Origin of the sequence: Bacillus sp. FSL R9-9497 (genome assembly GCF_038005805.1) — a bacterium.
Lineage (GTDB): Bacteria > Bacillota > Bacilli > Bacillales > Bacillaceae_G > Bacillus_A > Bacillus_A cereus.
The window spans coordinates 1,401,768-1,417,370 of sequence record NZ_JBBOTY010000001.1 but is presented as its reverse complement, the minus strand read 5'-3'; the positions used below and the strand labels follow the sequence as shown (position 1 = coordinate 1,417,370).

Genomic DNA, 15,603 nt, shown 5'->3' with positions numbered 1-15,603 from the left:
TACATGCCAATTGTTAAACACTCCCAACAATTAGCATGTAGTTTTTTATGTTGCACTTTTCTTCTTTACATTATATAAACCTTTCTCTATATCTTACTTATTTCTTTCGTAGGTGGGCCAATTTCTTATTTTTTTAGAAATGGTAGTTTGTCCATCACGAATTTAGTATAAATTTCATTTTAATATATAGTAATGACTAATGATTCTATGAAAGAAAAGAATGAAAAGATGAACAATAAAAATAAAGGAAAAGTATTTTATGGTAATGATTGTTGCGAAGTAAGAGCATGTAGCCATATTAACATCCCTAAGTCAGAACTTACAGAATTTGTTAGACTTCTTCAAGCTCTTGGTCAAGCTATTCAAGCTGTCTTTCAAAACCCTTCTCAAAATAATATCGACAACTTAATCGCGGCCCTAAATAATCTACAAAAATTCCTTAATTGCTTAGATTTATCTCCAGCACAAAAACAAATTGGAAATTCTATTATTGCTAATCTATTAACTATTTTAAGAACAACACCTTTCTCATGCGGAGCATTGTACGTTGAGCTACAAAGTCTGCTTAATTATTTACTGTATATCGCTAAATTATTCAAAGTAGATTGTTGTACGATCGACAAATTAGTTAAACTTATAACAGAAATCCAAACTATCCTAGTTCAATACGGATCAGGTTGCCTTGGAGGGGGAGCAACAGGTGCTACTGGTGCTACTGGACCTCAAGGGCCAGCGGGCGCAACAGGTGCTACCGGACCTCAAGGACCTCAAGGTGCACAGGGACCAGCGGGCGCAACAGGTGCTACTGGTGCTCAAGGGCCGGCGGGCGCAACAGGTGCTACTGGTGCTCAAGGACCAGCGGGTACTCCAATTCCTGTAACTATCGCTGCAATTGGAAACTCCAATCCACAAACTATATCTCCTGGAACAAACCTCCAATTCAATCAAGTTTTTGAATTAACTAATATCTCTTTCAACGATACTTCAGATACTTTAACAATTTTAGAAACAGGAGTATATGATATTAGTTTCTCAGCGTCTACAACTTTCCCAGGATCTTCACCATTTGGATTCGGTATTTCATTCAATGGTCAACCACCTACTCGTAATTTCTCAACTAATGTTATCGGTAGTGCTGTTTCGTTCTCTACAATCGTTACTTTACAAGCTGGTACAACAATTTCTATACAGCCTACGGCAAACACTATTTCTATTCCTAACACAGGCGATACAACTGCAACACTATCTATATTCCGAATTTACTAATTTTCACTCAATAAGTATATTGATAATTGTATGTATTGATTAAACGTGCATTAAATCTCTCTTTATATAGAAAGGAGCACTTATTTGGGAGGATAAGTGCTCCTTCTTTACGTTTCTTTACCTCAAATTTACTCTATCTTAATCCCCATTTTGTATGATAAATAATGAAGTCAAAGATATGAAAGAGGGATGAAAAATGAGATTTATGTCACCGATACGCATTTGGATTGCTCTTATGATATGCATTATTTTATGTGTAGGATTTTTTTTAACTCTAAAATATTCCACTATTTCAAAAGCAGAGAGAAAAACAGTTCCATACAAAATTTTGTATACGAAACAAAGCAATATCCCTTATTCCAATGCAACAAAAAATGAAAAGAAAGTTATAACGGGAATGCTTATTACGAAAGCTTCTAGTTCCGAAGCGTTACTTCAAATTGCTGAAACGATTAAAGATCAGTATACAAATAAAAAAATCGATGAAATTACACTTTCTATCCACAATGAAAATAATGGTAATTACGAAGAAGAATTACCTTACGAACCTATTAGTAAAGGAAAAATAATTGTCACATACGATTCTCAATCCTTTGGCAATACAAACATTATACTTAACGAGTAGTAACTAGTACGGAGAAGGGATAATTTCAATCGTTTAAAGTTTCATTTTGTTTTTCATACAAAAAAGAGGCGAATTTCATTATTCGCCTCTTTCTTTTACCAAAATGAAGGAATCCATTCTTTCACTTTATCAATCCACTCTTGTTGCTCTTTTTTTCTTTGTTGTTCCTCTTCTTTCCTTCTCTTCTCTTCTTCTTTTCTTCGTTTTTCCTCTTCTATTGTAGTCAATTGTTTTTTATAATCAGCCTCAGATATGAGCGATAACTGAAATGCTTTTTGAGCTGGATTTGCGTTCGCTTTTTTCATAATATCCCGGAACATTGTCGTCGTAATTTGACTACCACTCGGAACATAATGATCGCTATCTGTTTTATCATATCCTACCCAAATCGCACCTACCAAATCTGGTGTGTATCCAACAAACCATGAATCCTTTGCGCCAGTGCTTGGGCCATTTACAATTTGAGTAGTTCCTGTCTTACCGGCCGTATCAACATTATTAACTTTCGCCTTTTCGCCCGTTCCCTTTTCGACAACGCCTTTTAATAAATATGTCATCTTTTGAGAAATTTTCTCGCTTGTCACTCGTGTCTCTTTCTTATACCACTTTCCAATCGTTTCACCTTCCGCATTTTGTATCTCTCTAATCGCATGAGCTTCCACTTGAACACCATCATTTGCAAATGTACTATACGCTTGAGCCATTACAAATGGGGATGTTCCTACATGCATACCGCCTAAAGCGATTGGATACGTACGATCTTCTGGCACTAATGGAATACCAAATCGCTCTAAAGATTTCAATCCTTTATCTAATCCAATCTGTTCCAATAGCCAAACAGCCGAAACATTGTACGACTTTGCCACAGCTTCATACATTGTCACATCACCGTGAAAAGTATGATCGCTATTTTGTGGTTTATATTCTTTAATATTAAATGGTTCATCTTTCAATATATCGTATACTTCATACCCTTGCTCTAACGCGGGTACATATACAGCTAAAGGCTTTAACGTTGAGCCAGGTTGTCTTTTTAATTGGGTTGCATGATTAAACTGTAAAAACTGGTACGGTCCTCTCCCTCCAACTAAAGCTGGTACACCACCTGTTTTTGGATTCATAAGAACTACACCCGTTTGCATCAGTTGGTCTGAGCCATTATCTTTGAAATAACTATCATTATTCACAACGTCTTCTACAGCCTGTTGTTTTTTCGGGTCAAGCTCTGTATAAATACGATAACCACCCGCTAAAATTTCATTTTGTGTCAATTCGTACTTGTCCATTGCTTCTCTAACAATATAGTCTACATATTGAGAATATTTTCCCTTGTATTTATCATCCACACCACGTTTTAATACAAGACCGCTCTCTTTTTCTTTATTATACTGTTCGTCAGAAATATACCCTTGCTCTTTCATTAAGCTTAATACGACATTACGTCTTTCAATTGACTTGTTAAAGTTTTTATAAGGTGAATATGCAGATGGTGCTTTAATCAAGCCTGCAATCGTTGCAGCTTCTGAAATTGTTAAATCTTTTACCTCTTTATCAAAATAAGATTTTGCTGCCCTTTTTATACCCCAAGCACCTTCCCCAAAATAAATTTGATTCATATACATTTCAATAATTTCATCTTTTGTATAAGTACGTTCTATTTTTTTTGTTAAAAAGTATTCCTTTATTTTACGAGAAAATGTACGATCTTGTGTCAGAAATACATTCTTCGCAAGCTGCTGTGTAATTGTACTTCCCCCAGCTACAACTTCTCCTGCTGTAATATTTTTAAAAACCGCACTTATAATTCCACTATAATAAATACCATGATGGTTAAAAAATTCCTTATCTTCTACTGCAACAATTGCCTGAACCATAATATCAGGAATATCTTTTCTTTTAACGCCTTCTGTTTTCGAAGAAGCTAATTTAGTTGCGACCTCATTATTTGCATCATAAATTAAAGTCGGTTGTGGAACAGCTTGTTTTAGTTCAGATATGTCTTGAATGGAAATTATTATATTTACAGCAATAAATAGAGTAACGAATACACTTCCTAATACAATTAATGAATTACGAAGTTTCTTCCTCTTATTGAACCACTCAAGCATTTTTTTAAAATGAGTGTTCTTCAATTTCATTCGTTCACTTCCTTCATTTATTTACACTCTTCTTTTTAAAAGGAAGAATATACCGCCTTTTAAATTTATTATAATAACGTAGTCATTCCTATAGTGTAAAGCTTTTCTTTTACATTCATACTTTTTGCAAGAAAAGGACATTCTACAAGTAAGATATTCACTATTGGATATTAATATTATTAATAGAACAACGAGAGTTATGTTAAGTTTTTGTAAACTTTTCGATAAAATGTTTTAAAAAACGACAGTTTTTTGTTAGAATTGATTAGCCAATATATTTTACATATATTACTTTTGTGGGGGTAACAATAATGGTCTTTAAATCAAAAAAAGATAAATTTTCTGAAATGTTAATGAATGTTTCCGAAAATTTAAAAGAAGGCGCGCAGTTTTTCGTGGAGTATAAAATTAAAAATGCTAGCGATTTAAAAGAGTTTTCTATGCGCATGAAAGAGTATGAGTCAAAAGGTGACTCATTTATTCACGAAATCATTATGGAGTTAAACAAAGCGTTTATCACTCCGATTGAGCGTGAGGACATCCTACAACTTGCAATGAGTATGGATGATGTATTAGACGGATTAGATCACAGTGCTGGTCTGTTCGAAATGTATTCTATTACAGAAGCTGATGAATACATGATTAAATTCGTAGAAGCAATTAATCAATGTGCGATTGAGATTGCAAACTCTGTTGAATTAATGTCTAACAAAAAATTAGTCGACATTCGTACAAATGCGATTAAGATTAAGGATTATGAATCACAGTGTGATGATATTCGCCGTCATGCGATTAAGCACTTATTCTCTCGTGAAAAAGATCCGATTAAGATTATTCAATTTAAAGAGATTTACGAAGAGCTTGAAGAAGTAGCTGATAGCTGTCAAAGCGTTGCAAACGTATTAGAAACAATTATTATGAAGAACGCGTAAGGAGTTTGATCATGGATACACTCTTGATACTGACCGTTTTAGTAGTCATTTGCGCTTTAGCTTTTGACTTTATCAATGGATTTCACGATACAGCAAACGCTATTGCAACGGCTGTTTCAACGAAAGCTCTAAAGCCTAGACATGCCATTATTATGGCGGCTATTATGAACTTTTTAGGCGCAATGACATTTACAGGTGTAGCAAAAACGATTACAAAAGATATCGTTGATCCATTCGCCTTACAAAATGGTTCTCTTGTAATTTTAGCTGCTTTGCTTGCGGCAATAGCTTGGAACTTAATTACTTGGTACTACGGTATTCCAAGTAGTTCTTCGCATGCAATTATCGGCGCAATCGCAGGTGCTGCAATTGCGGCCGCTGGGATTAGCTCGCTAAATCTTAAAGGATTCATTAAAATTATTGAAGCTTTAATCATTTCACCGATTATCGCTTTTGTTATTGGTTATATCGTATACAGTATTTTTAAAGTAGTATTTAAAAACTTTAACTTAACGAAAACGAATAAGAACTTCCGTATATTCCAGATTTTCACTGCAGCATTACAAGCCTACACACACGGTACGAATGATGCACAAAAAGCAATGGGGATCATTACGATGGCACTTATGGCTAATAACTATCATACTTCTAGCGATATCCCGTTCTGGGTACAATTATCTTGTGCTGTCGCAATGGGGCTTGGTACTTCTGTGGGTGGATGGAAAATTATTAAAACTGTCGGTGGACAAATTATGAAAATTCGTCCTGTAAATGGGGTAGCTGCCGATTTATCATCATCACTTGTTATTTTCGGTGCAACATTCATTCACTTACCGGTTAGTACGACGCACGTTATCTCTTCTTCTATTTTAGGAGTTGGTGCTTCTCACCGTGTGAAAGGGGTAAAATGGGGAACTGCAAAACGTATGTTAATTACATGGGTTATTACACTTCCTATTTCAGCTTCTTTAGCTGCTCTGTTTTACTACCTATTACATTTTGTTTTCTAATCAAAAGTCGTCTTCCTTATTTTTCTAGGAAGACGACTTTTTTGTGAACAAGCCTATTTCTCATTAAAAAGCGTGTATAATAATTGGTGGATAAGTTATTTAGAGGAGTTGGCAATTTTGGAATACATCATGTTACTTTTCATCGGACTAATCGCCGGAACAGTCGGCAGCCTAGTTGGGCTTGGAGGCGGAATTATTATTGTTCCGTTATTAATTGGATTACACAGTTTATCACCACAACTTGCAGTAGGGACTTCTATGGTAACAGTCGTTTTCACAGGACTATCTTCCACCCTTACTTACATGAAGCATAAGCGAGTAGATTATAAAAGTGGACTTATTTTATTTATCGGAAGCGGCCCTGGTGGTATTATCGGATCATGGGCAAATAAATTTTTAAACCAAGACACATTTTCTTTATACTTTGGGATTTTCCTTATATTCGTCTCAATTCTACTTATGCTTCGAGACAAATTAAAACCTCTTTCCCTCTCAAATACGTCTGTAATTAAGCGTTCTTTTACAGATAATGATGGAAATACTGTACACTACCAATTCCCACCGTTTCTTGCTATCTTTATCGCCTTTATAGTTGGGTTTATATCTGGATTATTTGGAATTGGTGGCGGTGCCTTACTTGTTCCAGCAATGATGCTTCTTTTTGCATTCCCAGCACATATTGCAGTAGCAACTTCAATGTTCATCGTATTTCTATCAGCAATTGTAAGTTCTGCAACTCACATCTCACTTGGAAATGTCAGCTGGATTTATGCATTAATCCTGATTCCGGGTGCATGGATTGGCGGAAAAATCGGGGCTTACATTAATACAAAACTAAGTGGTAACGCCGTAATTAATTTATTACGTATTACGTTGATTATTCTTGGAACTAGATTAATCATTATTTCCCTTTTATAACGTATTCTTTTTAGAATGCGTTTTTCTTATACACATGAATATAAAAATCCTCCGAGGAGAACAAATAAAATTAAACAAACACATAATAACATATAATTTGAAATATGTACTTTCTTCAAGTTGACCACTCCTATAACTGCGACTGTTATCTTTATGATAGCGAAAAAATAGTTCACTTGCAGTTACAGAGTGCTAACAATGCAAAATCAATTATTACAAATTTTATCCTTATATTTCATTTCTTTGTATATTCTATCGATTTAATAAAAAAAGATGTCATATTGACATCTTTTTTAATGAAGAAGTGACCACCCCATGAAGTCTTCATGTACTTGGCACGCCCTCTTATCGTTTCGATCATATAATTCAGCATAGCTATCTGTTTCTTCATCATAAGCCATCGTATAAATAATTTGGCCGTCTACTTCAACGGATAAAACGACTCCACCTTTCATCTCTTCTACATGAACGATAGCATTCGCCGGAATTCTCATATCCGTCATTCTCATCGCATCTAACAATATACTAAACCCCCTACAGCGTATTCATTGCTAGTACTATTACACACTAAATAGTATACTACTGTAATAGCATACATTTCGTCAATGAAATTGCTGTTGAAATAGCATATTGTCTATATACATATACGCTAAAATAGAAGAAATAGAAACATATTAATGGGGGGCTAACATTGATTCTACACAAAGGAGATGTACTATTCCGTCAAGGCGAGGACGGTCCTTTATACTTTATAAAAACAGGCTTATTAAAAGTAGTTCGGCTAGAAGAAGACGGAACACCATTTTTATTCAACATTATCGTTCCAGGTGAAACGATACCTCATCATTCTTTAATTTCACCGAAAGAATATCACGGTACAGCCATCGCTTTAATAAAAACAGAAGTGGAACCAATCACTAGTAGTGAATGGTACGAGAGACTTCAAGCAAATCCCGAATCGTATGCTAACATCGCTATGCAATTGCAATCTAAATTAAGAATGATGCAACAACGAATTGATCAATTGACAACCGTCTCTCCGAAAGAACGTCTTCATCGTTTACAAGAATGGTTCACCCTATATTTAGGTGACATTCCTATATATGAAATATTAACACAAACCGAAATTGGTCAACTGATAGGTATACGTCGTGAAACAGTAAACCGTTTATTACGAGAACAAATAAAAAACGAGGTAAAATAAATACCTCGTTTTTTTGCTTATTGTAAGCTTGTTGCTGGGCCGAAAAATTCATAATGAATATGCTCTTGTTTCACACCTAAATCAGTTAGTGCAGCATTTATATGCTTCATAAATGCTACTGGACCACAGAAATAAAACTCTGCTTCAGTTGTCGGAATAATAGTTTTTAACCATTCACTTTCAATAAAACCTTCTTTATCAAAGTTCTTCATTTCTAAATCTTTTTCAGTCGGTGCAGAATAACAAGTATATGCTTTAACTTGTTCATATTCATTTTCTACTGCCTTAACGTGTTCTTTCATTGCATGTGTATTACTATTTATTGCTGCATGAACAAAATATACATTACGTTTTGAATCTTGTTCAATTAACGTATTTAACATACTCATCATCGGTGTAATCCCTACTCCACCACTAATTAGTACAACTGGTAATGTTGAATCCATATTTAACATGAAATCTCCCGCTGGTGCACTTACTGGTAAAACATCTCCTTCTTTTACATGTTCATGTAAGTAATTAGACACTTTACCGTCTGGTGTATCTACACCTTTTTCTTTTTTTACACTAATACGATAATATTCTTTCCCAGGAGCATCGGATAAACTATATTGACGATTATGTGTATATGTCTCACCTTCAATATTGATTTGAATCGTTACATATTGACCTGGGATGAATGAAGAAACTTTCCCTCCATCTTCAGGTTTCAAATAAAATGACGTAATAACATCGCTTTCCTTCACTTTTTTAACAATCACAAAGTTGCGGAAGTCTTTCCATCCACCTTCTTTATGTGCAGCTTCTTCATACATCTCTGCTTCAATGCTAATGAATGCATCAGCAATGACACCATATGCTTCTCCCCATGCGTTTAAAACTTCATCAGGTGCACCTGCGACCTCTTTAATGGCACGCAGTAAACATGTACCTACAATCGGGTAATGCTCTGCTTTAATACCTAAACTTCTATGCTTATGACCAATTTGTTTTACAACTGGAATAATAGCTTCTAAATTATCAATGTACGTTGCAGCTGCATAAACAGCATTCGCTAACGCTTGTTGTTGTCTTCCCTTTTTCTGATTTGTATGGTTGAAAATATTCAATAACTCCGGATGTTCCGAAAATAAAATTTCATAAAATCTCGTTGTAATTTCAACGCCTTTTTCTTGTAATAATGGTACTGTTGACTTTACGATTTCAATTGTTTTTGCACTTAACATTGTATCCCACTCCTCTATTTCCTTAACTGTTTTTAGTTTAACTGAATCTTATAATGCAGATTGTGATTTTAATCACTATTAACACGGTGTTTTTGTGAATAATATATGAACATTGTATTTACAAAAGAAAATAAGCTAACTAGAATTCTAGCTAGCTTATTATTTTGTTTGTATAGCTTGTTCAATTACTTTTATATCTTTCCCATCGCCAAACTCCGTATATCCCCAGATATTCGTTTCACCTCTATATTTATTTACGATAATATCCAAGTCATGATATACACGGTGGGCATACACTACATACTCAATATTTTGAAGTTCCACACCTTTTTTTACAATTTCATAGCTTCTATTTACATCACGTTTTATTTTTTCATTCTTTATGTCTGTATGTATATTTTTTAACGATGATTCTTGTTGTTGAAACCATTGCTTAAATTGATTCCAATCCCCGTCTGTATAATTCTCTGCTTTACCGTAATTTAAGAAATTATTATAGCTTTCATGTGTCATTCGAATAAAATTTAGCACTTTTGTCTCTTCTTGCACATCTTCTATTTGAGCTATTGTATTTACCTCAGCAGGCTTATTCGCATAATGTAACAGCACTTTCATAAGACTATAGCTTGCAATGATCATCACGATAATAATCCCGAATACACTTAACAATTTCTTCATATACAGAACTCCTTCTCTACTAAAAATATTACAATGTATGACTATACTTGTAACTTTCTCTCGTAGAAATATAATTCCTGTATAAATTCTTCCTATCATTTCGACAATATTTTTCTATACATTTCTCGTTGGCAAATGTTCTTGTAAAACAATATATCCTTCATAAGCTGCGTAACCGAGTATAGCCATTAATCCGATATAACAAGCAAATACTGTCCATTTCGTTTTCGCATCCACTTTATAATAGTTTTCTTGTTGTTCCTTTTCTGTTTTCCATTCATTTAATTTTCTTTCTGACGCTTCAAATGCTTCCCTTATGTGAATTGTATACTCATCTTTTTCATCTTCATATGGAACATAATCTAACGGTTCGAACTTCGGTAAAAGATACTCTAACACTTCCATTTTTTGAAGTTCACCTATTTGTAACTCTTTTTCCCGTTCTCTTTGTCTTAATGCATTCATCTCATGATGCATCACGTATATAGTCCGATGTACAGCACCCGTTTCTTTTAATTCCTCTTCAAGCCTAGTAACATATTCTTTCATCCCATCAATTTTATGCCCTAATTCCTTAATCGGCTCATCTCTCTTTATTACTCTATATAACTCCATACAACCGATAATAACAATAAATCCTCCCAAAATACTTTTAAAGTAAATTGAATAGCCAAGTAATAAAATAAGGCCTGCTCCCCAAATTTTAGTACTGACAACTGAAATAATTCGCCCACCATCTAGCGGCGAAACGGGAATTAAATTAAAGAAATTAATCATACTTCCAAGCAAAATAACAAGCGCCCAAAATGGCTCTTTCGTCATTATATAAAGCGGTATCGCTGGTAAAAATGACAGAAGTCCGAAAAGCGGACCCATATATGCAATGTAAGCTTCATCTTTCGCATTTTTCGGCATCTCTTTCATTCCAATAAGAGCCCCCATAAATGGAATAAAGATTGCTGGCGATGTTGGGATCCCCTTTCTTTTCGCAGCCCATAAATGGCCCATTTCATGAACAAACAACAAATAAATGAGCGCCACTCCAAATTTCCAACCATATAGAACTGCGTATGCGCCAAGCGATAGAAACATACTAAATACCGTTGAAAACTTTGCTAATTTAAAAATTGCAAATACCCACTTTAACTTAGACAGTAAAAATAGACCTATCGCAACAATAATTCCCCATAATCCTTTTTTATTATTTTTCATATTCCTCTCCTTTATCTCTCATTAATGAATCATATCATTCATCAAAGCTTGTTCTTTTCTCTATTATGACATATTTTTTTCTATTGTTAGAAATAATGTTTATATAATCCATTTTCAGCCAAAAATATAAATAAAAGGAGGTGTACACAAATGAATTTACAATCTCTTATAATAGGTGCTCTATCGTTTTTAGCTTCAACTCTTATTTTTTATACCGTTAGTTACGTATTATTATTAGATTTGTTGCCCAATCACGTATTTATTGCCCTTGTCATCCTTTCCGCTCTTATGATTTCTTTTCTTATTACACGAAAATCAATGAATGAGCCATCTACAAAAGCAAAGTAATAGAGAGGGGTGCTTTCCCCTCTCTATTATCATTTCCTAGGAAAGGTCATATAGATTTGACGAGTTTACATTCATTCCAATCCGTAAGGGCTAATTAAAGTCTCACTTTATCTTTGAAAATTCATTTTTTCACCATAATCTTTAACAATCTGAATTATATTTTGAAACACACCTATTTTTTCTTTTTCACTGTTTAATATTTTCAAATCATAATTTTCGTAATATGTTTCTAATGATTTTAATTGTGATTCTGAAGCGCTTTTTATCGGAACAGTAGCATGTAATTCATATTGCTTATACCCTTCCTTTACTTTTTCACCTAAAATCATTTCACTCTCTTTTGCTCCAATTAATTTTTGAACTTTTTCTGGAAAATTGAGTTGCAAATAATATTCTTGCTCCTTCACTAACTTATTGTATAGTGATTGTGAAATCGTATACCGTACCGTATAATTCACGTTTTGATCGCCTGTTTTAATATGAAACGCGGTAATCTGCAAATCTTTTTTTGTTACTTCCGTTAAAGGGCTTACCTGCATCTCATCTTCTTTTTGTTCTGAGACATTTGGAAATATATCCAAAAGCTTTTCCGTATCTTTTTCATTCAACATATACATAGCTTTCTTATATTGCACCCATCCTCGTCTATCTTCTCCCCTTAACCATGCATAATAAGTTTCTTTTTTCCCATCTCTACTAATTTGTATTTCATATTCAGGTTCACCGAAGCTTCCTGTTATTTCTTGTTTCTCAGCTTTATTCAAAATGTCTATTACTAACTTCGCTTCTGATTCCTGCAACTTTTTCTCTTTATGTTTTTTTTGTATAACGGTTACCCCTATTGTTTCTTTCACTTCATTCACCGTCTCTTCTACTTTTTTTGTTTCTTTTTTCGGCTCAACTTGACCACAAGCTGCTAGTAACATAACAAACAACAACACCAATACATATTTCCCTTTCAAATTAATCCTCCTCTTACGATAAGAAATCCTTATAACCTTCATACATAAAACAAAAACGTGACATCCTATTAAATACGCTATACTAATCATTGAAAGGAGGTCTTTATCATGTCCATTAATTTTCATGATGAAAATAATAAGTACACATATGCAACAAGAAACGCTCATATTTCTTGGGCTGAAATGGTAAAAAACATTACAGAAATACAAAACAAGCAAATAATTGATATCGGCTGTGGTGGTGGGATTTATACGAAAGAACTCGCTCTTATGGGAGCCAATAATGTTGTGGGACTTGATTTTTCAAAAGAAATATTACAAGCTGCAAAAGAAAATTGTAACAACTTTCCAAACATTTCATTCATCCACGGTGATGCACATAATATCCCATACCCTAATGAAACATTTGACATAGTTATTTCGCGTGCAGTTATTCATCATTTACAAGACATTCCTACATTTTTACGTGAAGCTTCTCGTATATTAAATAAAAACGGTGTACTTATTTTACAAGATCGAACAATTGAAGATTGTACAATTCCAGGAAGTCCCGAACATATTCGCGGATATTTTTTCTCTTTATTTCCAAAACTTATTGAAATAGAGTCAAAAAGACGTCCAAAAACCAACACTATACAGACTGAATTGCAAAAACATTCTCTTCATGTACTTCCCACACAAACACAATGGGAAATACGAAAAATACATGATTCTGTAGAAGCATTATTGCAAGATTTATCTCCTCGAACAGGTCGATCCATTCTATATGAGTTAACAGATGATGAACTTTCTCAACTTCTACAACATATACAGACCGCATTACAAAACGTCTCTCCTATTATTGAAAGAGATCGATGGACAATTTGGAGCGCGATGAAGTTGTAAGGAAGGAAGCCTCACAAAATAATGTGAGGCTTCCTTTTTTCATAATCTAATTTTGCAACACTCTTGATATCCTCCACTTCTGGCCTGTGCACTTCCACACTTCGGACATACTAAATATCTAGACTGATTTGTCAACAAACTACCTTTTTGAAAGAGTAAAACTTCTGCTTGTTTAAACGAACGCGAATAATATAACCACATAAAACCAATTATAGCAATAATGCCAAATAATACTCCCATCGCAAGCATTTCAGTCACCTCTTTTGGTTTGTTCTTTCCAGCAAGTGGATTGTTGTATTATTCTCTGTAAATTCAAACAATCCCTTCTTTACTCCTATAAATATCAACTTTCTCTATAAATTTTACAATTCTCCGCAAATTTTTACTTCCATTTTACAATTCATTATTCCTTTTGCAACAACGAATATCACTTTCGATATTTCCGTATATAAATATATCTTTCAAAAAACATATTGACTTTCTAAAAAAAACATGTAACAATACTGTCAGAATACTTGAATAAAAATTCATTGACGAGAACGAGTACGTTATAGAACTGTTCCCCAGAGAGTTGGCGATTTGCTGAAAGCCAACGTTCAGCGCGTAACCGAAAATCATCTCCGAGAAGTAGAACCGAATGTTACAGTAAGTTCTTACCGGCCGTCCCCCGTTACAAGGAACACGTATCATGTTGTACGTTGCAAAGCCGTATACATATAGATTTATTTCTACATGTGTAAATTAGGGTGGTATCGCGGGTAAATATAACTCGTCCCTTTCTTTAGGGACGAGTTTTTTGTGTTCTTACAAATGAATGAAAAAGGAGGAAAAACAATGAACACTGTATCAAAAAAACATATTTTTTTCACGGGTCTTATGCTATTTTCTTTATTTTTTGGGGCAGGTAATTTAATTTTCCCTCCCATGCTTGGGCAAAACGCAGGTGAAAACTTTTGGCCAGCAATGATTGGATTTTTACTAACAGGAGTTGGCTTACCACTACTTACTGTTATCGCAATTTCTCTATCAGGAAATGGAATGCAACAACTTGCAAGTCATGTTCATCCATTATTCGGAATTTTCTTTACAGTGGTTGTATACATTGCCATCGGTCCATCCATGGGCATCCCACGTGTTGCAAATGTCGCTTATGAAATGGGTGTTAGTTCTTTCTTGCCAGAAACAATCCGCTCTAGCAGCCTAGTACTATTTGTATATACAATCATCTTCTTTACTATCGTATTTTGGCTGAGTTTGAATCCATCTAAACTTGTTGATCGTATTGGAAATGTATTAACACCTATTTTATTACTCTCTATTTTCTTATTGTTTGTTAAAAGTGTATTTACACCACTTGGACAATCAGGACCAGCAATGCAAGAGTATCAAACTTCTCCAATCTTCAAAGGCTTTATGGAAGGCTACTTAACAATGGACACCATTTCAGCACTTGCATTCGGAATTATCGTTGTAAATGCAATTCGCTCTAAAGGTGTGAATGATCGTAAGTCCATTGCCATCGCCACAGCAAAAGCAGGGCTTATTGCCGCTACAGGGCTCGTACTTGTATACGGTGCACTCGGCTGGCTTGGGGCAACTAGCGTCTCGCTCGGATATGCAAAAAATGGCGGACAGCTACTTACTGTTATCGTACAACAATTATTCGGTCCATATGGTTTGCTCCTATTATCTCTTATCGTTACACTCGCTTGTTTAACGACATGCGTTGGACTCGTCTCTGCGTGCAGCCAATATTTTTCAACATTATTGACTACATTTTCATACAAAACGTTCGCGAGTATCATTTGCGCATTAGGATTACTAGTTGCCAACTTAGGTTTAACGAAAATTATCGCAATCTCTGTTCCAATTCTGCTTGTTGTGTATCCAATTGCAATTGTACTCGTACTACTATCATTGCTTCATAAATACTTCGGTGGATATCGCTCTGTTTATGTAGGTGCTTTAATCGGAGCAGCTGTAGTAAGCGTATTTGATGGATTAAAACAAGGTGGTATTTCAGTTTCATTTATCACACCATATTTTGAATTTATCCCTTTATATAATGAAGGAATCGGCTGGCTAATACCAGCATTAGTAGGAGCTCTTATTGGTCTTGCAATGGCTAAGTTAAGCGGTACGAAAAAAGTTCCATTAGTAACCGACTCTCACGAAGTAAAAGCCTCCTAAAAAAACTCC

At 34.6% G+C, this 15,603-nt stretch carries 16 protein-coding genes and 1 other annotated feature; of the genes, 9 read left to right on the top strand and 7 right to left on the bottom strand.

What is annotated here, in order from left to right:
- Positions 1-207: 207 nt before the first annotated feature.
- Positions 208-1,266, top strand: coding sequence for a Gly-Xaa-Xaa repeat protein (locus MKY21_RS07390; protein WP_341075828.1), 1,059 nt, complete (start codon positions 208-210; stop codon positions 1,264-1,266).
- A gap of 196 nt (positions 1,267-1,462) precedes the next feature.
- The gene (locus MKY21_RS07385) at positions 1,463-1,891 is read left to right on the top strand and encodes a hypothetical protein (RefSeq protein WP_086408929.1); all 429 of its coding nucleotides are present in this window, start codon (positions 1,463-1,465) and stop codon (positions 1,889-1,891) included.
- 95 nt (positions 1,892-1,986) lie between these two features.
- Here MKY21_RS07385 and MKY21_RS07380 read toward each other — a convergent pair whose 3' ends face one another.
- Positions 1,987-4,029 carry a transglycosylase domain-containing protein gene (locus tag MKY21_RS07380; RefSeq protein ID WP_341075825.1) on the bottom strand — a complete coding sequence of 681 codons (2,043 nt, stop codon included), beginning with the start codon at positions 4,027-4,029 and terminating at the stop codon, positions 1,987-1,989.
- Between the two features lie 311 nt (positions 4,030-4,340).
- Here MKY21_RS07380 and MKY21_RS07375 point away from each other — a divergent pair, with 311 nt between their 5' ends.
- The 3 genes from MKY21_RS07375 to MKY21_RS07365 all read left to right on the top strand — a co-directional run bounded on the left by MKY21_RS07375 (position 4,341) and on the right by MKY21_RS07365 (position 6,889).
- Positions 4,341-4,961, top strand: coding sequence for a DUF47 domain-containing protein (locus tag MKY21_RS07375; RefSeq protein ID WP_000231447.1), 621 nt, complete (start codon positions 4,341-4,343; stop codon positions 4,959-4,961).
- Positions 4,962-4,972: 11 nt separating this feature from the next.
- Positions 4,973-5,971, top strand: a complete 999-nt coding sequence (locus MKY21_RS07370; protein ID WP_000380270.1) for an inorganic phosphate transporter — start codon at positions 4,973-4,975, stop codon at positions 5,969-5,971.
- A 117-nt stretch (positions 5,972-6,088) separates the two neighbouring features.
- A complete protein-coding gene (locus MKY21_RS07365; protein WP_000455762.1) occupies positions 6,089-6,889 on the top strand; it encodes a sulfite exporter TauE/SafE family protein in 801 nt (266 codons plus the stop codon).
- Positions 6,890-7,182: 293 nt separating this feature from the next.
- Here MKY21_RS07365 and MKY21_RS07360 read toward each other — a convergent pair whose 3' ends face one another.
- Positions 7,183-7,410 carry a hypothetical protein gene (locus tag MKY21_RS07360; protein WP_000883010.1) on the bottom strand — a complete coding sequence of 76 codons (228 nt, stop codon included), beginning with the start codon at positions 7,408-7,410 and terminating at the stop codon, positions 7,183-7,185.
- Between the two features lie 170 nt (positions 7,411-7,580).
- Here MKY21_RS07360 and MKY21_RS07355 point away from each other — a divergent pair, with 170 nt between their 5' ends.
- Positions 7,581-8,093, top strand: a complete 513-nt coding sequence (locus MKY21_RS07355; protein WP_000600585.1) for a Crp/Fnr family transcriptional regulator — start codon at positions 7,581-7,583, stop codon at positions 8,091-8,093.
- A 17-nt stretch (positions 8,094-8,110) separates the two neighbouring features.
- Here the strand turns inward: MKY21_RS07355 and hmpA are convergent, their stop codons facing one another.
- From hmpA to MKY21_RS07340, 3 genes are all read right to left on the bottom strand, one after another.
- The gene (gene hmpA / locus MKY21_RS07350; RefSeq protein WP_341075822.1) at positions 8,111-9,319 is read right to left on the bottom strand and encodes an NO-inducible flavohemoprotein; all 1,209 of its coding nucleotides are present in this window, start codon (positions 9,317-9,319) and stop codon (positions 8,111-8,113) included.
- A 159-nt stretch (positions 9,320-9,478) separates the two neighbouring features.
- Positions 9,479-9,997, bottom strand: a complete 519-nt coding sequence (locus MKY21_RS07345; RefSeq protein WP_053512843.1) for a hypothetical protein — start codon at positions 9,995-9,997, stop codon at positions 9,479-9,481.
- 114 nt (positions 9,998-10,111) lie between these two features.
- Positions 10,112-11,209, bottom strand: coding sequence for a site-2 protease family protein (locus MKY21_RS07340; RefSeq protein ID WP_097861688.1), 1,098 nt, complete (start codon positions 11,207-11,209; stop codon positions 10,112-10,114).
- A gap of 150 nt (positions 11,210-11,359) precedes the next feature.
- On the opposite strand from MKY21_RS07340, the gene MKY21_RS07335 reads away from it, so the two are divergent.
- On the top strand, positions 11,360-11,557 hold the full coding sequence (locus tag MKY21_RS07335; RefSeq protein WP_001053357.1) for a hypothetical protein: 198 nt from the start codon (positions 11,360-11,362) through the stop codon (positions 11,555-11,557).
- Between the two features lie 107 nt (positions 11,558-11,664).
- Here MKY21_RS07335 and MKY21_RS07330 read toward each other — a convergent pair whose 3' ends face one another.
- The gene (locus tag MKY21_RS07330; RefSeq protein ID WP_000677063.1) at positions 11,665-12,519 is read right to left on the bottom strand and encodes a hypothetical protein; all 855 of its coding nucleotides are present in this window, start codon (positions 12,517-12,519) and stop codon (positions 11,665-11,667) included.
- A gap of 108 nt (positions 12,520-12,627) precedes the next feature.
- Here MKY21_RS07330 and MKY21_RS07325 point away from each other — a divergent pair, with 108 nt between their 5' ends.
- Positions 12,628-13,404: a class I SAM-dependent methyltransferase gene (locus MKY21_RS07325; RefSeq protein WP_000026283.1), complete on the top strand. Its 777-nt coding sequence runs from the start codon at positions 12,628-12,630 to the stop codon at positions 13,402-13,404.
- Positions 13,405-13,443: 39 nt separating this feature from the next.
- Here the strand turns inward: MKY21_RS07325 and MKY21_RS07320 are convergent, their stop codons facing one another.
- A complete protein-coding gene (locus tag MKY21_RS07320) occupies positions 13,444-13,653 on the bottom strand; it encodes a hypothetical protein (RefSeq protein ID WP_000880630.1) in 210 nt (69 codons plus the stop codon).
- A gap of 272 nt (positions 13,654-13,925) precedes the next feature.
- Positions 13,926-14,184, top strand: a binding site (T-box leader).
- A 54-nt stretch (positions 14,185-14,238) separates the two neighbouring features.
- On the opposite strand from MKY21_RS07320, the gene brnQ3 reads away from it, so the two are divergent.
- Complete coding sequence (gene brnQ3, locus MKY21_RS07315) at positions 14,239-15,594, top strand: branched-chain amino acid transport system II carrier protein BrnQ3 (protein ID WP_001099175.1); 1,356 nt, start codon at positions 14,239-14,241, stop codon at positions 15,592-15,594.
- The last annotated feature ends 9 nt before the right edge of the window (positions 15,595-15,603 follow it).